This window comes from Colwellia sp. 20A7 (assembly GCF_009832865.1).
Taxonomy (GTDB): domain Bacteria; phylum Pseudomonadota; class Gammaproteobacteria; order Enterobacterales; family Alteromonadaceae; genus Colwellia.
Window position 1 is genome coordinate 2,058,428 of record NZ_CP047130.1, and the last position, 17,895, is coordinate 2,076,322.

General features: G+C 35.6%; 13 protein-coding genes. 9 read left to right on the top strand and 4 right to left on the bottom strand.

All coding sequences use genetic code 11. The features are described from left to right. Positions 1-352: 352 nt before the first annotated feature. From tssK to GQS55_RS08935, 4 genes are all read right to left on the bottom strand, one after another. Positions 353-1,681 (bottom strand): type VI secretion system baseplate subunit TssK, encoded by a 1,329-nt coding sequence (tssK, locus tag GQS55_RS08920; protein ID WP_159819849.1) that lies wholly within the window; start codon positions 1,679-1,681, stop codon positions 353-355. Positions 1,682-1,702: 21 nt separating this feature from the next. Continuing rightward, the gene (gene tssJ / locus GQS55_RS08925) at positions 1,703-2,173 is read right to left on the bottom strand and encodes a type VI secretion system lipoprotein TssJ (RefSeq protein ID WP_159819851.1); all 471 of its coding nucleotides are present in this window, start codon (positions 2,171-2,173) and stop codon (positions 1,703-1,705) included. 16 nt (positions 2,174-2,189) lie between these two features. Beyond that, a complete protein-coding gene (tagH, locus tag GQS55_RS08930; protein WP_159819853.1) occupies positions 2,190-3,521 on the bottom strand; it encodes a type VI secretion system-associated FHA domain protein TagH in 1,332 nt (443 codons plus the stop codon). A gap of 101 nt (positions 3,522-3,622) precedes the next feature. Beyond that, positions 3,623-5,593, bottom strand: coding sequence for a serine/threonine-protein kinase (locus GQS55_RS08935; RefSeq protein WP_159819855.1), 1,971 nt, complete (start codon positions 5,591-5,593; stop codon positions 3,623-3,625). A gap of 505 nt (positions 5,594-6,098) precedes the next feature. On the opposite strand from GQS55_RS08935, the gene GQS55_RS08940 reads away from it, so the two are divergent. The 9 genes from GQS55_RS08940 (at position 6,099) to tssC (ending at position 17,882) form a co-directional block, all read left to right on the top strand. Next, a complete protein-coding gene (locus tag GQS55_RS08940; protein WP_236559806.1) occupies positions 6,099-6,647 on the top strand; it encodes a DUF4198 domain-containing protein in 549 nt (182 codons plus the stop codon). A 32-nt stretch (positions 6,648-6,679) separates the two neighbouring features. Continuing rightward, positions 6,680-7,852 (top strand): lipase family protein, encoded by a 1,173-nt coding sequence (locus GQS55_RS08945; RefSeq protein WP_159819857.1) that lies wholly within the window; start codon positions 6,680-6,682, stop codon positions 7,850-7,852. 321 nt (positions 7,853-8,173) lie between these two features. Then, positions 8,174-9,469, top strand: coding sequence for a type VI secretion system protein TssL, long form (tssL, locus tag GQS55_RS08950; RefSeq protein ID WP_159819859.1), 1,296 nt, complete (start codon positions 8,174-8,176; stop codon positions 9,467-9,469). Between the two features lie 19 nt (positions 9,470-9,488). After that, the gene (gene tssM, locus GQS55_RS08955) at positions 9,489-13,037 is read left to right on the top strand and encodes a type VI secretion system membrane subunit TssM (protein ID WP_159819861.1); all 3,549 of its coding nucleotides are present in this window, start codon (positions 9,489-9,491) and stop codon (positions 13,035-13,037) included. Continuing rightward, entirely contained in the window at positions 13,019-13,735 is a 717-nt protein-coding gene (tagF, locus tag GQS55_RS08960; protein WP_159819863.1) for a type VI secretion system-associated protein TagF, read from the top strand. Before tssM ends, tagF begins: the two co-directional genes overlap by 19 nt. 2 nt (positions 13,736-13,737) lie before the next feature. Further along, on the top strand, positions 13,738-14,511 hold the full coding sequence (locus GQS55_RS08965; protein WP_159819865.1) for a PP2C family protein-serine/threonine phosphatase: 774 nt from the start codon (positions 13,738-13,740) through the stop codon (positions 14,509-14,511). 227 nt (positions 14,512-14,738) lie between these two features. Beyond that, positions 14,739-15,845 carry a type VI secretion system protein TssA gene (tssA, locus tag GQS55_RS08970; protein ID WP_201294603.1) on the top strand — a complete coding sequence of 369 codons (1,107 nt, stop codon included), beginning with the start codon at positions 14,739-14,741 and terminating at the stop codon, positions 15,843-15,845. Positions 15,846-15,894: 49 nt separating this feature from the next. Further along, the gene (gene tssB / locus GQS55_RS08975; protein ID WP_159819867.1) at positions 15,895-16,395 is read left to right on the top strand and encodes a type VI secretion system contractile sheath small subunit; all 501 of its coding nucleotides are present in this window, start codon (positions 15,895-15,897) and stop codon (positions 16,393-16,395) included. Then, the gene (gene tssC / locus GQS55_RS08980) at positions 16,395-17,882 is read left to right on the top strand and encodes a type VI secretion system contractile sheath large subunit (protein WP_159819869.1); all 1,488 of its coding nucleotides are present in this window, start codon (positions 16,395-16,397) and stop codon (positions 17,880-17,882) included. The genes tssB and tssC overlap by 1 nt, the downstream gene beginning before the upstream one ends. Positions 17,883-17,895 lie beyond the last annotated feature (13 nt).

The window sequence follows — 17,895 nt, forward strand, 5'->3', positions numbered from 1 at the left end:
AGCGGAGAATAGAAATCTAGTATTGTAAATAATGAGTAATATAAACTTCAGATGTAGCTTAGTTGGTGCTTACGAACAATTGGTAAGTATGTTTGTTAGAAAAATACTAGATTACATTCTGTTGGAAAAATCTCGATTATTGAATATTTTGTGAAAAGCTAGGTTTGGATGATAATTTATTTGAAAAATCGTTATTTACTTTGGATGTATAAAACTATTTAGCGGGGAGGGAAATCAAATAGTGATACTTCTTAATTGTGCCGTTATATTTGTTTGAGTATTACCAAAAAATAACGAAGTAAAAAATAAAACAGAGATGAGCAAATGTTGAGCCCATCTCTATAAATATTTACTAATGGTTTACCACCCAAAGTTCAATTTCTAGATCAGGATAGTGACCAGAAAGATGAAGAGCAATACCACCACTCGCCTGTAGCTTTAACCAATGGTTATTTTGTTTGTCTAATTGGAAATAATGATATCCAGAATGATAAGGTACTTGTCTTGGCGCTACCGGTAGCGCAATAATACCAATCCCTGGCAGTTGATTATTAACCAACTCTCGGATACTTTCCACTGAGCCTATTTTAATTTGTGCAGGTAAACGCTTACGTACTTCTTCGTTAGGTAAAGCTGCTTTGACCGCAATGATAAAGTCAGCGTGATCCAAAGAATTTTTATCATGTATTGGAGAAAAGTAAATACCATATTGGCTTTTTTCTAATACAAGCTGAATTGCTGTTTGTTCTAATACGCTACTTAAGCTCTGTGTGATACTCGCCATAATATTGCTAAAGACATAGCAGAGGTTGTCATGCTGATACTTAGGAAATTCAGGTGCGCGTTTAGTTGCCGAGCTAAACGTTGCTAATTCACCCGAAAAGCTAATAATAGAACGATATAGCGCTTCAGGATGAATACCAGACATAGCATTGTAATGCTCAAATAAAGGTTGGTATTTGTTAAGAAGTTGTAGCATTAAAAAGTCAGATATTGAGCTAGAAGAGCCCTGTGCTTGACATAATCTTGCGGCTATCGCATCTGCACGTTGATTTATCATGCCTTTTATTTCGCGAGTAACCTTTATTAACCCTTGAATATTATCGATAGATAAACAAGGGGGTATAAACTTTTTATCTAATGAGATAACGCCTTCCTCAGACACCTCAACTACTCTGGCTATAGCTATTGAAACATATCCAGAGCGATCTTCACTTTGTAGTTTAAATTGGCAATGTAATTTGCCTATTTGTAGTACTTCTGTTGCTTCTGAGCCTATAGATGTATCAATAATATTATGATCATGATAATGATAGCGGGTAATTAAAGTGCTATCTCCATTTGAAATATTTAATCCCGTACTTTTATTAATAGGTAATACAAGATAGATCAATTGGTCCAAAGTACCTGTAGGTATACTGATTGCTTCGGGCAGCAAGCCTTGCTCGGGCAATACTGCTAATGTATTGTCTTGAAAAAGACACTCAACACTGTTTAGCCGAAATTGGCCTAATGAAAGCATGCTGTTATCAATATCAAGGTCAAATATCCCCCAAGAAAGTGGACTGACTTTGGCATTGATTTTTGATTGTTGAAATTGTAGATAGCGTTCTTGTTGCTGCATATGCTGCGGTCGCAAGAACATACCTTCTGTCCATGCTACTGGGCTAAAATCACTCATAAAGTACTTCTTTATTTGGTTTTACTTATTACTAATATAAATGGCTAGTTTTTCAATATTCATAGTGAAAGTATCATAACCTGTCGGTGATACTTCAATAACCGAGCGCCAACGAGAACTATCAATATCTCGATAGGCAACGACAAAGCCAACATAACGGGTATTTTTGTTTAATACCATTTTATATTCTTTTAGCTCATCTGGCTGTAGTTCTAACTCGTCTTTTTTTAATAAATCAGGTCCTAAAATATCTTCAGGTGATTCATATAAGGTAAAGAAGTCCTGGTTATCAAAAATAGTGCGAGAAGATAATTCAAAAACTTTTATGACGACAGGCGATGCTCTGCCATTCATATCGGGGTTGATATCTGCTGAAGCGTTAAAGTTAACATCCGTCGATGGCGGAATAATAGCATTTATAGTCGAACAACTTGTGATGAACAACACACTCATTGAAACGACAAGCGCCATATATATATTTTTTAAAGTCATTTTTACCTTCTAATAATTATAATGATTTGATTTTCTTATCATATGCTTTAACGAAGTCATCTGATAACACTGAGCTGCCATTAGCAGTTATTTCATTTACCATTTCTTTATGCAAACTTTGATATGTTTTCCAGTAACGCAACTGTTTTTGTCCTGGAACAACTTGATCAAAGATAGAGTCCTTCAAATCTTTTTTCTCTATCTCTAAAGGTGCTAGTTGTTTAAATATACCTTCAATAGCGCCTAATGTTCCAGCAGTAAGGGCAATATCATGCTTTTTAGTATCATTAAATGCTTCTGTGATCGCTTGTGTTGACGGTAAAAAACTTGAGCTTCTTTTTAAGAATAAATTTTGAAAAACATCATCAATGGTTGCCGAAAATTTTAATGGGTTGTTTTCTTGCTGTTGAAATGTTGTTTGATTAATTCTAAATTCACTTTTCAATGCTGAGCGCGCTCTTAATGATTCAACTAAGCCCATTAGCATTAACTGCATGCTTTGGCCCATTTCATAAAGTAATTTATCATTTAACTGTTCAGGTTTAATCGATTCAGATACACCTAAACCTTTAATAAAAGCATCAAAAGAACTGTTTTCTAAAGGGCGGGCCGTTGTGATTCGCTGCTTTTCATCGTTTGTTGAAATTCTTTGTACTATTTTAGCTGATAGAGGGGCAACGGGTTCAGGAATCGTTGGTGAAATTGTCGCTTGTACAGGGATCGTTGGTACTGGTTGTTTCTCAACAATCGGCTTTTTTACGATGTTAGCGTTAATAAACTCATTATCCCATTCTTCTGGAATAGCCTGTGGTACGTCAAAATGGTCATGCAAATCATTATTAACAGCAGGCATATTAGGTGAGCTTTTTATGGCATTGGCTTGCTCACCAAACAAACTACTTGGGGATATACCTTGAACAGGTGAATTAATTTCAGCTTTGTTGTTAATCTCTGCTGTCGCTTGCGAAGGTATTGGGGAACTTTGCATTGAAGCGTTCGGTGTACTGGTATTAGCTAAAGGTGTACTAGTATCTTTAAGGGAAACAGATACTTCATAATCACCAAAGGTAAGTAAATCGTTGTCGCACAACCTATGTGTATTTGATTTACCTAAAGCCTCTACAGATCGATTGATATATAAACCATTGGTTGATAAATCATGTATATAAAAACCGTCAGTACGTTTTTCTACCCGAGCGTGACACCCTGAAACAACTTTTTCTGGATCTGGCAAATGCCAATCATTACTCTCAGAACGACCTAAAGTAAGTGTATTGCTAATACTTATGGTAGAATTTTGTTCAGGGGAAAGTCTGTGATAGCTAACGATGTCAAAAATCAGTTCCATGTCCTTTTTATGCCTTATGCAGTTAATACGCATTATTTCATTTGCGTATCATTAAAAATAACTAGTTAAATTGAAATTAGTATAAAATATTTGGAGTAAACTTAATTAATCACAGAATATAGTTCATTGCCTCTTTTGATTAATTGTCTGGCTGTTTTAAATCTTTTTTTCTCTAAATATAAATTACCATAATCAAGGTACGATCCTGCCATTGTTTTCTTTATTGCAGTTAAAGGAGAGAAGTCGTCTGGTATTTGTGTTTCTAATTCAGTAATTTTCTCATCAATTTTTATTAACTCTTTTGGGTTATCGATAAGTGATAAATCATCGTTGAATTGATCAAATGTTGACGCATAAAATACCTCGGCTGCTTCATATGGGTAACTTGCTGATTTTCCGTCATTTACTTCCGCATTATATTTTGCTAATTGTGCAACCGATGACTTCATCGTTCTTCCAAAGTCTAATAGCGGTTTTGCGTCACTATAATACGTAAATGCTAATTCACCCACTGAAATTAGTTGTGTAATTCTATCTACATTATGTTCGGTCAACGCTAAAGTGAAGGTATCACTATATATTTTAAATACTTCATCTTCTGGCTGAAATTTAAATTCTGGATCAACGAAGTTTAAATCGGTGATGATTTTTTCAATACTATTATCATCTGCTTCATTATATCGTCCTTGGAGCAGCAGTAAGTGTAAACGTTCAGACAGCGCGTCAATAATTGCTATACGGCTACTACTTGCTTCCATTTGTAATTGATTTAATCGTACAGAATCAGGAAAAACAGATAGCGCATTCGCTATAATTAGGTCAACTTGATCATAATCTTTGTATGTCCCCGTTGAGTCTTTAGCAACATTAAGTATACGCTTTTCAGCTATATTGATAATTGATTGTCTATGCTCTCTAAGTAATCCTTGTTTTAAAAGCCTTTGCTCTGCAGGTATATCCTCTAATTGAGCCAATAAATCGGTTGTGGATAAGTTTTTAAGTCCGTTTAGTTTTTTCTGTTCATCATCGTTCAATGTGATGAGGCTATTCAAGTTGTTAATTTCTTTTTCTTGTGTTTGATATACTTGAAAAGCACTTGCAGCAATGACAATCGCAGCAACTACCGACAACGCTTTAGGCCAAACGTTACGAGAGAAATCATTAATTATTTTTTGAATAGAATCACAACGTTGTTCTTTATGTATGGCTAAGCCTTTTTTTAAGCTAGGCCATAATAATAAATTTAAATGTTTAGGTTTTTTTAACGGTGTTTTTTGTAAATCGACTTTATTTGCTGCTACTCGTTGGTATGGGTGTTTACATGAGAGCAATTCATAAACAATACAAGAAAAGGAAAAAATATCATCAGCAGCACAAGGCGATTGCCCCTGTAGTTGTTCAAAACTTGCATACGCCGGAGTAAATCCTGTGAGTGGCGATGATTGGTCATTATCTTGTATTGCGTATTTATCAAAGTTTAATTGGACCGCACTTGCTACACCAAAATCAAAAATCTTAATATTACCTTGTCTGGTTAGTATAATGTTTGAGGGTTTTAAATCAGTATGAACAATACCCATTTTATGTGCATACGTGAGTGCTTCGCCAATTTGTTGAATTAAATTATTAGCGCCTTTGAAAGGTAAACCCATCGGTTTAGAGCGCTTAATGACTTGATCAAGCGTTTCACCGTCTAACCATTCCATAACAATAAAATGAAAGTTATCGTGGGAGTCTACATCATAAACTCGAATTATATTTGGGTGTGAGAGTTGTTGTGTTTTTCTTGCTTCTTTAATTAATATTTGTTTTGCTTCTGGAATTGACGAATATTGTTGAAGCAGCACTTTAATTGCAACATAAGGTTCATTAATCCCCGCTGTTTCTAAATGTAAATCTTTAGCTCTGTAAATATCACTCATTCCACCCGAGCCAATCAGTGACTCTATAAGATATCGACCTTTTAAAGACTTTCCTATTAAATTTATAGGCGTAGAAGTCTTTTGTGGAGATACACCAGCGATGAGTGTTTTATCATCGCTAATAGGGGCATTTGAGTGAGTATTTTCCATAATTTACAACTAATCCTTTAAAAACATTGGTAGGGATAAAATTTACCTAATAAATCGCAGCAATATTTTGCTACTTAAATGAAAATAATTCAATAAGAAATACTCTTTGTTTCTAAATTATAAGGAGATACTTGATTCTGATACTATTTTTTGTTTTTCTATCTATCCATTACTGTATTTTTTTAGGTTGTTCTAGGGAACAAAATACCGCTGAAGTAGGGGCCGGTAGCGTTTTGTTTATTTATTTTTTTAAGATCAATTTTTATGACTAATCACCATAGTGACAGAAATTTTGAATTTACTTAATTGTAACTAAACTTTAACAGCGGGTAGTATCAGGGGTAACAAGGCTTGAATCAGTCACTTTTTTCTTTTATATTACTTTCGCGATGCAACACTCGTGTATTACCTCTTAAGCATTAGCTTAAAAATTAAGCATTAGCTTAAAAATAAAGGAATACCAAGGAAATCAGGGACGACTATACCAAGGAAATCAGGGACGACTATGAATTTTGCTTTCTCTCATCAAAAACGTATTCTCGTTATTGTAATACTGGCTGTTTCAGTACTTCTTTTTTTACTATCTACACAGGTAACTGCAAGTATGTTTGGTTTATTTAAAAAATACGATGTTCACTTATCACCCGAAGTTCACGGTGTTATCACTAAAGAAGGTAAACCTGTTGTGGGTCTTGAGGTTTTTCGGGGGTTGACCTACGTCGGCGACAAAGAGCTTCTTGATAAAACTGTAACAGACCAGCAAGGAGTATTTTATTTTGCAGAAAAAAACATTCGTTCTCGAAGACCTGGCTCTATGTTTCATGAGGCAAGAATTCGCCAAATTATAGATGTAGATTATCAAGGTTCTCGATACTTGTTATGGGCAACTGTTGTAACAGGCATTACACCAAATATAGCCGTATCAAGTAAGTTAACTCAATTAAATTGTGACTTGAATAATTCAGAAGAATATTACGAATTTAATAATGTTGAGCACCCCAATGACCCACATGGGGTTGAGAGTATATGTCGTTGGGAACCGGTTGAAAGTTAGTATCTTAATAATTTTATAAAAGGATTTAATACATGAATAATATCCCCCCACAACTAGTATCTCAGCTTGCTAATGTTGTATATCAAATACAAGAACCCGATAGAGCAGGAAAATATAATCTTAGAGGCAAAGAAGCGGTCTATGTAAAAAAACACTTCGATTTCAACCTATCCAATGGCCCAGTCAAAGGCGTTTCAGGTGGTTTTTTATCACATCTTTTTAATCGAACGACTGGCTTTGCTTTGCTTGGTCAAGGAAAGGGCGTATACGAAGGCGATCATGTCATTGCCGTTAGGGGGACAGCTTCGCTTCGTGATGGTATAACCGATGCTCATGTAGGGTTAACGGGATCCGCAACAGGAACTAGTGTTCATGCTGGCTTTAATAAAACTTTTTCCACTATGAGACCTGCGTTTAAAGCGTATATATCAGGCGTACAAGGTAAAGTGGGTACCGTACATTGTGTAGGCCATAGTTTAGGAGGCGCACTAGCAGGCTTAACTGCTGACTGGTTGAAAAGTGAATATGATATGCGCGTTAATTTATATACGTTTGGTTCACCACGTATTGGGCTAAGTAGCTTCTCAACCCAAACGACCGCACGCATTGATAATATTTATCGTTGTACTCATGGTGCAGACCCAGTACCTAATGTCCCTCTATGGCCATTCGTTCATGCCCCTTACAATGGCTCAGAATACCGATTGAATAGCGGTCAAGGATTCACCCCAAGTGCTCATAAAATGGGTGCAAATGGTAATCCCGGTTATGTTAATTCAGCTAGAGGGAATGATTGGGGAGCATTACAAAAACGCTCAGATACCTTTTTAAATACACCAGTTCGCCTTGATTATGAACAACGCAATCAAGCGTCTTATAGTGCTTATTGGGCTGATAAAATAAGTGCCGCGCTTATTACGGTATTAAAAGACGCGGGATATTATCAAGCCATTTTGGCTCAAGCATCAATTGGCTCTGCTTTAACTTTTTATGATTTAGTTTCGCGAACGTTAGCGAAAGTAGCTCAAGCATCTGTTAAATATGCTAAACAAGTGTCTGGTTTATTGGGCCATATGTTGGTCTTTGCTGGGCAAGCTTATTATAAATTAGCAGAACTTACTTATGATGTTATCAAATGGGTTTTTGACAAAACATTGGGCGTTTTATATCGCTCTGTAAAAGAAGCAATTAATAGTGCTATGTAGTTGCCATGTAATGATTATTCATTTTATTTAAATAAAATAAACAATTCATGTTAATTATCAGCAGTAATAAAAACACTTGGTAAAAAGTGTTTTTTTATTTGACTGTATTTTTTTTATTTAACGGTACTTAAGTTATTAATATCTCAATTGCAAAGTAGAAAATAAAATACATAAAAAACAATAAATATAGCAATATTTATATCTAGTAGGCGTTAAACCATGATTATCTGTTCTTTTGTTGGCTTTACTAAGCCATAAAGGATGGTTTCAGTAACCTGTGCTAGATAAAATTTAATTGTTAAATTAAGGATCGATATTACCGTGAACGATAAAACAGTGGTTAAACCTAGGCCAGGCCGTGGCGCAGGCTCGTTTAATAAATCAGATAGCCAACTTGCAGAGAATGACGGTAAAACTATTGTGCATGAAGAAAAAGTGGGTAACCGCGCATATAATACCATTCTTACTATGACTAATAACCCATTAGTCGACAATGCAGGCGCATTACTTTCAACAGGGATTAAATTAAGAAATACCCAACAACACGATGATGTTAATACGTTAAGGTTGCAATGCATTGATTTAATTAAAAATTATGAACATACACTGAGAGCCGCCAATGTCTCTGCCGAAGATATTCAGTCAGCTCGCTATTGTTTATGTAGTTTTATGGATGAAATTATTTTGAACTCATCTTGGGGGGGCGATAGTGTATGGGCTTCTGAAAGTCTGTTGTCAACTTTTCACAGTGAAACCTTTGGGGGTGAGTATTTTTATACCTTACTTGAAAGCGCTTTACAGTATCCCGCCGAGAAAAATAACTTACTTGAACTTATGTATCTTTGCTTAACGTTGGGGTTTGTTGGAAAAATGAAAGTAGAGGCACAAGGTGAACAGAAGCTCGAAGATTTAAGAGATAAAGCTTATCACAGCGTTCAATCTTTTAAAGGAGACTTACTGCGAGAATTATCACCTGGTTGGCGAGATAAAGTTATTCACAATACTGAATTTCAACAACCCTTTCCTTTATGGGTCATTGGTGCTTTATTTGGTGTATTATTACTCTTTATTTATATGTCTTTCAGCTATAACATCAATAGTTATTCCTCTAGCGTATACAAAGAATTAGTCTCTTTAGTGCCATGGCACGACGATGATAAAGCACAAATTCAAAATATGAGTAGGGATGAAGCCTTAAAATTGCAACAATTACTACAAACAGAAATAGATAAAAATCTACTTGAAGTTGAGCAGTTATCTGACCGAATAAGAATTCGTATTGGTGCAGGCGCTTTATTTGCTTCTGGTAGTACAAAACCTCGAGCAGACTTTGAAGCTATTTTAGCAAAAATTGCTAGAACACTTGAAAGTACACAAGGAAAAATATTAATCACAGGTCATACGGATGACGAACCTATTTTTACTACAAAATACCCCTCTAATTGGCACTTATCACTAGCGCGAGCAACATCAATAGGTAACTTTTTGGCTAATAATGCATCGTTAAAAGGACGTTTGTGGCCAGAGGGAATAGGCGAATCACAACCAAGAGTTGATAATAGTAATGAGTATAACCGCTCATTAAATCGTCGCATTGAAATAGACTTGTTGTTTTAGTTGTTCACAGGGAATTGTTATGTCATTTAAAGAAAGCTTTAAGAAAATCATTACTAAATTAAAATCTAAAACTGTGATCACTATTGTAGGATTTATCTGCTTGGCATTACTAATATGGTTTGGCGGACCATTGATTGCTATTGCGGGCTATGAACCACTCATTAGTATATCTGCTCGTATAATTCTTTTATTAATTATTATCATTATTTGGGGGGCCATTAAATTCGCTAGTAAAGTACAAGACAAAAAACAAAGTGAAGAAATGGTTAATAACCTTATAAATGGTGAAGAAGGCAATAACGGCAGTTCAACTGACGAAACGGTGAAGAGCGAAATAGACGTTTTACATAAAAAAATGGTGCAAGCATTAGATATTTTAAAAACGACTAAATTTGCTAATAGTAAAAGTATATATGAATTGCCTTGGTATATTATGATTGGTCCTCCAGGATCAGGTAAAACTACGGCTATTCAGCAATCAGGTCTAGAATATCCATTAAAAGAAAAAATGGGTATAGATATGATTCAAGGCGTTGGTGGTACACGTCATTGTGATTGGTGGTTTACTAATAAAGCCGTTTTAATTGATACAGCAGGAAGATATACAACACAAGATAGTCATGCGAAACAAGATTCACGAGCTTGGCAGGGGTTTCTCGGTTTACTTAAGAAATTTAGACCATTACGACCTATTAATGGGGTCATTATTAGTATGGGAATGTCTGAGTTATTAAATCAAACGAAAACAGAAAGAAATTTACATGCCCGTGCAATAAAACAGCGTCTACAAGAGTTACAAAATCAACTAGGCATGACTTTTCCTGTTTATGTATTGTTTTCTAAGTCTGATTTGATCGCAGGGTTTAATGAATTTTTTGATGATTTCGCACAAGAAGATTGTGAACAAATTTGGGGAGTAACTTTTCCGCTTACGACTGATAATGAACAAGAAAGTATTGTTAGTACTTTTAATAAAGAATTTCATGCTTTATTGAGTAATTTAAATGCACGTATTAATGCTAGGTTAAAAAATGAAAGGGATCTTGACCGTCGTGCAGCCATATACGAATTTCCAAAACAATTGCGTTTATTGCAAGGTGCAGCAGATGACTTTTTAAAAGAAATATTTTCCCCAAATGCTTATGAAGAAGCCCCTTTATTACGCGGAGTTTATTTAACGAGTGCAACACAAGAAGGAACACCGATTGATCACCTTTCTGCAACGTTAGCTGCAGGTGGTAAAGCACAAGTAAAAGCGAGTGAAGTAAAACATCAACGCAGCTATTTTATAAAGCGTTTGCTTGAAGATGTTATTTTTCCAGAAAAAAACTTGGCATCGGTTAACCGACAACACGACAAACAAAATATGTTCTTAAGGCGTGCTACTGTTGCGATTGCGTCAGTGATTACTATTTTCTTTACTTACGGGTGGTGGTCTAGCTACGCTTGGAATACCGAACTTGTTGATCACACAAAAGATGCTGTTATTGAATACCAAGAAATAACTGATGGCGGTTTAACGGCACAATCTGAAATTATCACGTTAACTAAAGGCTTATCAACACTGAGAAATTTTCCTGTTGGTTATGCTAATGAAGAAAGTGAAGATGCTCACACGTTAGGTTTATATCAAGGTAATAAATTAAAACAACCCGCCAGTGCGGCTTACGAAAGAGCACTTGATGCTTATTTATTACCTTATTTAGCTAAAGCACTAACAAAGGAAATGTTAGAAAATTCAACCCATTTAAATTATGTATATGAAACACTTAAAACTTACTTAATGTTATTTAACCCTGAATATTTTGAAGAAGAAGATATCAAAATTTGGTTCTCTGCGTATTTTGATAGAAATATATCTGGGAAAATAAATGCGCCTATTAGAAGTGAACTCAATCAGCATTTGGCTACATTACTTTCGAAAGGTACGCGAGGCAGTGAATATAATGAAGAGGCGGTATTAGAAGCAAGACAAACACTGACCATGCTACCGTTAGTTGAGCGAGCTTATCAACGTTTAAAAAGTGACTTTGTTGACAGCAGTATTCCAGATTTTAAATTAATTGATATATTAAGTATTGATAGCCTACAAGGTTTTGCATTCCAAAGTGAACGAAACTTTGATGAAGGCATTCCTGGCCTTTATACCTATAATGGTTTTCATGGTATTTTTACCATCGAAAAAAATAGAATTATAAAACGATTAATCGAAGATAGCTGGGTTTATGGAGATGACTTAAATACCCTAGACGACGCGACTAAATCACAAATAACCTCTCAATTAGAACAAAAATATATACGCGATTATATTTTTTATTGGGAAGATTTTTTAAGCGATTTAACCGTTAAACCAATCAACACTTTGAGTGAAGGTGCTGAAGTTACACGTGCATTATCTAGTCCTGATGCGCCGATTAAAAGCATTATTGCCGCGGCTCAAAAAAATGTACAATTAACCAAACTGCCCATGTCTAAAAATGGGAAAGCCGCAGCAGAAATAGCTAAAAACACAACGGATGTATTATTTGCCTCGAAAAAATCAAGAATTAGCCGTTTATTACCTGATGAGCCTTTAGAGTTAGATATTGATTTACCTGGTAAAGAAGTCGAGTTAGCCTTTACTGATCTCCTTGCAGTTGATATTAAAGCGTTAGATGAAATACAAGGAACGTTAAGATTAATTAATCGTGGTATGAGTAAGACAAGTGGCACTTCACAAGAAAAATCAGTGTATATGAATCAACGTTTAGAGAGTGACTTTTCTTCTTTAAGTGCTGACCTACAAAAACAAATATCTGATATGCCTTTTCCTGTCGTTGATTGGCTTTCACCTATCGCTAAACGTACTAAAGGGTTTGCACAAACCAATCAAAATCAACGTTTAAATGGGATTTGGAAGTCTCAAGTATTAGCTGAGTACCGTCGAGCAATCAAAGGGCGTTATCCATTTAAACGCAGTTCAACAAGAGACGTTAGAATAAAAGATTTTAGTCGCTTTTTTGCATACGGTGGAACGCTAGATAAATTTTGGAATAAATATTTAGCTCAGCACGTTGATACCAGCAAATCTACTTGGCACTTTACTAAAAACATTGGTATCAGTAACAATGTTTTAACCATGTATCAACAAGCGCATACTATCAGAGAAGCTTTTTTCGAGTCAGACAACAAAACGCCTAAAGTAGATTTCAGTCTTGAGGCGCAATATCTCGATCGAAATGTAAGTCAATTCATGTTAGAAATTGATGGACAACAACTCAATTATCGCCATGGACCAACTCGAAAAGAGCAATTTGTTTGGCCTGGGATGAGCGCTAATAATGAGACTAGAATAGCCTTTACCCCACCAAATGGTGGTCGTCCACTCAATAAAAAATATACGGGTGAATGGTCGTTATTCAAGCTTTTGGATGATCTAAGTAGTGCACGCCCAGAAACTAAAAAAGATGGTTTATTAAAAATATCACTCAGCGGCTATAAAGCAGATATTAGGTTAATTGCGAACAGTGTTAATAATCCTTTTTGGATGGTGAATTTGGAGAGTTTTTCATGTCCAACAACACTGTAAACTCAATAGGTTTTTGTGGCAAAATCCCGACCAAAGGCGATTTTGTACAAAGTGAATTAAATAATGAGTTTTTAAAACATTGGAACGAGTGGTTGCAAGCAGTTATTGCTGTCAGTAAAGAACAACTAGAAGGGAGCTGGTTAGATTGTTATTTAACTAGCCCTGTTTGGCACTTTTCACTTTCTGCAGGGATTTGCTGTGATTCAGCTATTGTTGGTACTGTGATACCAAGCATTGATCAAGTTAATCGGCCTTTTCCTTTTACTCTTGCAACAGAGCATAGCAATACCGCATTGCAAGGATGGTATAAAAACACGTGGTCAGAAAAGTTTGAAAAAACGATCTTAATGGTACTTGACGATGATTTTGATTTTGATGATTGGTGTTCGGCGTTATCGAATGAAGAAGTTGAAATACAAAATATTAAAACGAAAGTAGTAACGACTGAATCCGACGACAAAATAAAAAAAGCGTGGATAATTCAAGGCGATGTTTCTCCTGAGTTGTTTGATTTACTTCATCATCAATACAGTCATCACTATGGGCGTTATAGTTTATGGTGGACGCTTGGATCATACACTGTTGAGCCTTGCTTTATTATTACCGAAGGTTTGCCACAAGTTAGTCAGTTTTCTGCAATGTTAAATGGAAAATGGCATGAAAATAGTTGGAACGTAACTAAAATATTAAAGGAATAATAATGTATCTATCAAGTCATGCACAAACACATCGAGGTACCGTTCGACAAATCAATGAAGATGCCTTCCTTGAGTTACCCCAACAAGGTCTATGGGTGGTTGCCGATGGTATGGGAGGGCATGCTGCGGGTGATGTTGCTAGTCAATTAGTCATTGATAATATTCAAGAAGCGATAGAAAATAAATTACCAGAACAAGTCAGTACTGATTTGTTAATTGAAATACTGCAAAAGTGTAATACTCAATTACAACAAATGAGTGAAAAGCAATTTTCAGGAAAAGTTGTAGGTTCAACGGTGGTTGTTTTATGGATTAAAGAAAGTGACTATTCATTTTTATGGGCTGGTGATAGTCGTGGCTACTTACTACGAAACAATATATTACAACAAATAACTAAAGATCATAGTCAAGTAAATGATATGGTTGACGAAGGTGTTTTAAAAGCAGAAGAAGCTGAAAGCCATCCATTAGCAAATGTGATTACTCGCGCTGTGGGGGTAGACGTTCATCTTGACGTTGAGGTAAAGACAGGCCCACTTTTAGTAGGGGATGTTTTTTTAATATGCAGTGATGGCTTAAATAAAGAAGTGAGTGATAGTGAAATTGAACGAGCGTTACAGTCAGGTAATATTATCGATGCAGGTATGGCACTAATGCATGCATCATTAGTGCGTAATGCTAGAGATAATGTTACTTGTATTATTGCGAAAAACAATCAACGTGAAAGCAATGTGATTAATTATGATCATGATGCTACAATTCCAGTTTTCACCTAAATTATTTATTTTTCGATTATTATTTAGTTATAGTTTTTTTACATCTAAAATAAAACGCTTATTTTTTTGTTTATTGTGGTGAAGAATATACAATTTTTTAAATAATAAAAGAAATAATTGCTATGTATTATTCACTTGTTTAGTATTGCAACTAAAATTTTACAATTGAATGTGAAGAAAAAATTCTAAAATTGAATTTAATTATTATATAACAAGGACGTTTCAATTTGTCAGCTCAAAATCTAAATATTGAAGATCTTATTCAACCTATCAATGCTGATATTGAAACGGGAACGAATCCTCGTGATGACGTTTCGCCAACGTCTATTTATTACCTCCTTAAAGATATTCGTAACACATCAAGAGCAAAAGAACGCAAAGCTTTAGTGAATGAGGAAAACCTACTTTCTATTGCAACTGATTGGCGTCCTATTCTCGAACAAGTACCTGATATATTAAAAAATCAGTGTAAAGACTTAGAATTTGTTGCTTGGTTAATTGAAGCACTTTGTCGTTTACAAGGTTTCAAAGGTTTAGCTCTCGGCTTTACATTAGCAGCTGAATTAATAGAGCGGTATTGGGACAATTTATATCCAACCCCCGATCTTGATGATCTTTCAGAACGACTAGCTCCCTTAATTGGCTTAAATGGCATTGAAAGTGAAGGTTCGTTAATACAACCAATTAAAGCCATTATAATTATAGAAGGTCAATCAGAAGGGCCATTTTCAACTTGGCAGTACGAACAAGCACTTGACGTTGATCGTCTAGATAGTGATAAACAAGTTAAAAAGATTGAATCGGGTGCTGTTGCTTTAGAAGACGTCGATATTGCAATAAAAGAAACATCGGACAGTTTTTTTATCCAATTAAATAATGATATTGATGATTCAATTGTCGCATTTAATCGCTTGTCTAAAGTAATGGACATTGCAATGGGCGGAGAACCTCAACCTACCAGTTATATTAGCGCTGCCATACAGGCTTGCTCTGTTTGTGTCAAACAACTCGCCGAAAAAGTATTAAAAAAATCAGCGGAAGTACAGGCAGTAGAAGAAGCCGAAAACATGAATAGTGAAGTAGAAAATACTGAACCTAATCATGGTATTAATCACCAGATCACTTCAAGAGAAAAAGCAATTGAAAACTTAGATGTTATTGCTGCTTTTTTTCGTAAAACAGAACCACATTCACCCATGTCATATGCCATAGAACAAGTGATACGTTGGAGTGAATTGAGTCTACCTGAATTATTGCAAGAACTTATTCAAGATGGAGAAGCCCGTAATGGTTTTTTCAAGTTATCAGGCATTAAAACAGAAAACGACACATAACACTAAAGCGGTACTTTACTGCGTAATTTAATATTTGAAAGGAGATCTCATGAGTATACATGATAAATTAAAAAGAGTTAGAAAACCCCGCGTTCACATTACATATGACGTAGAAACCGAAGGTGCTGTTGTTAAAAAAGAATTACCTTTTGTTATTGGTATTACAGGTGATTTTTCTGGTCATAATACAAAGGATTTAAAACCATTAAAAGATCGACGTTTTGTGCAAATCGACCGCGATAATTTTGATGATGTATTAAACCGTATGAATCCTCAATTAGAGATTGCAGTTGATAATACTCTAACTGATGATGATACACAGTTGAAAGTTGCTTTAGATTTTAAATCATTAAATGATTTTGAACCTGCTTCGATTGTTAATCAGGTTGAACCGCTTAAAAAAATGATGGAAACACGTAATAAACTGCGTGATTTAATGACGAAAGTTGATAGATCTGAAGATTTAGAAAACATTTTAGAAGACGTATTAAGTAATACGGCTAGTTTAGATAAATTAGCGAAAGAATTAGATATTCAAGGAGCAAAATAATGAGTACGGAAGCTGAAGCACTGCAAGCGTCAAGCGAAGAAACAAGCTTTTCTATTTTAGATCAAGCGATTGATGCAACTAAACAAACAGAGTCTTCTCGTGCAGAAGAACTAATCAGATCGCTAACAGAAGAAGCCCTCAAAGGCACGGTACAGTGGAACAAAAACCTGACTGTTACGTTCAACCAGGCAATTCAAATAATCGATGAAACTATTTCGAAGCAGCTTGCTGCTATAATGCATAATGAAGAGTTTCAAAAATTAGAAGGCAGCTGGCGCGGGCTAAATCACACCGTACAAAACTCAGAAACGAATGCAACACTTAAAATTCGTATTATGAGTTTAAGTAAAAAAGAACTTCATAAAGATTTAAGTAAAGCCGTTGAATTTGACCAAAGTCAAACCTTTAAAAAGATATATGAGGCTGAGTTTGGCACACCAGGCGGTGAACCTTACGGATGTATTGTGGGCGATTATGAATTCAGTAACCATCCTACTGATGTAGAAACATTATCATTAATGTCAAACGTAGCTGCTGCGGGTTTCTGTCCGTTTATTTCTGCTGCTGGCTCATCGCTCTTTGGTTTTGATGACTGGACAGAGTTAAGCAAACCTCGTGATTTAGAAAAAGTATTTGAATCATTAGAATATACTAAATGGCGTTCATTTAGAGACAGTGATGACTCTCGTTTTGTTACGTTGACAATGCCAAGAGTATTAGCGAGATTACCTTACGGTGAGTCTACTCAGCCAGTAGAAGAGTTCTGCTATGAAGAGCTAGAATTAGATGAGACGCAGACTCGCTCTAAAACTGCAGAACACGACAACTATTGCTGGATGAATGCATCTTATGTAATGGCAACGAATATGGGGAAAGCATTTAGTAAATATGGCTTTTGTACTGCTATTCGTGGTGCTGAGGGCGGCGGAAAAGTTGAAGGCTTACCTGCGCATATCTTTACAAGTGACGATGGTGATCCTGATCTTAAATGCCCAACAGAAATTGGCATCACGGATAGACGAGAAGCAGAACTTAGTAAACTTGGCTTTTTACCTTTATGCCATTATAAGCATACCGATTACGCTGTGTTCTTTGGATCGCAAAGTTGTCAAAAACCACAAGTCTTTGATAGTCATGATGCAACAGCAAATGCTGCGATATCTGCACGACTGCCTTACTTAATGGCAACGTCAAGATTTGCTCATTATTTAAAAGTAATGGCGAGAGATAAAATTGGTAGTTTTATGGAAGCAGAAGATGTTGAAGCTTGGTTAAACCGTTGGATTTTATCTTTTGTAAATGCATCTGAAGGGGGCGGCCAAGAAATTCGTGCTAAATACCCATTAGCCGATGCTAAAGTAGAAGTTAAAGAAATACCAGGTCAACCAGGTGCATATAACGCTGTTGCTTGGTTACGTCCATGGTTACAAATGGAAGAGTTAACTGCTTCATTACGCCTAGTTGCAAAAATCCCAAGTATTGGTTAATTTGTTAATTTAT

Excerpts from the sequence above, each read along its gene's own strand:
- tssK (WP_159819849.1), bottom strand. The coding sequence starts at position 1,681 with ATGAGTGATTTTAGCCCAGTAGCATGGACAGAAGGTATGTTCTTGCGA.
- tssJ (WP_159819851.1), bottom strand. The coding sequence starts at position 2,173 with ATGACTTTAAAAAATATATATATGGCGCTTGTCGTTTCAATGAGTGTG.
- tagH (WP_159819853.1), bottom strand. The coding sequence starts at position 3,521 with ATGGAACTGATTTTTGACATCGTTAGCTATCACAGACTTTCCCCTGAA.
- GQS55_RS08935 (WP_159819855.1), bottom strand. The coding sequence starts at position 5,593 with ATGGAAAATACTCACTCAAATGCCCCTATTAGCGATGATAAAACACTC.
- GQS55_RS08940 (WP_236559806.1), top strand. The coding sequence starts at position 6,099 with ATGAATTTTGCTTTCTCTCATCAAAAACGTATTCTCGTTATTGTAATA.
- GQS55_RS08945 (WP_159819857.1), top strand. The coding sequence starts at position 6,680 with ATGAATAATATCCCCCCACAACTAGTATCTCAGCTTGCTAATGTTGTA.
- tssM (WP_159819861.1), top strand. The coding sequence starts at position 9,489 with ATGTCATTTAAAGAAAGCTTTAAGAAAATCATTACTAAATTAAAATCT.
- tagF (WP_159819863.1), top strand. The coding sequence starts at position 13,019 with ATGTCCAACAACACTGTAAACTCAATAGGTTTTTGTGGCAAAATCCCG.
- GQS55_RS08965 (WP_159819865.1), top strand. The coding sequence starts at position 13,738 with ATGTATCTATCAAGTCATGCACAAACACATCGAGGTACCGTTCGACAA.
- tssB (WP_159819867.1), top strand. The coding sequence starts at position 15,895 with ATGAGTATACATGATAAATTAAAAAGAGTTAGAAAACCCCGCGTTCAC.
- tssC (WP_159819869.1), top strand. The coding sequence starts at position 16,395 with ATGAGTACGGAAGCTGAAGCACTGCAAGCGTCAAGCGAAGAAACAAGC.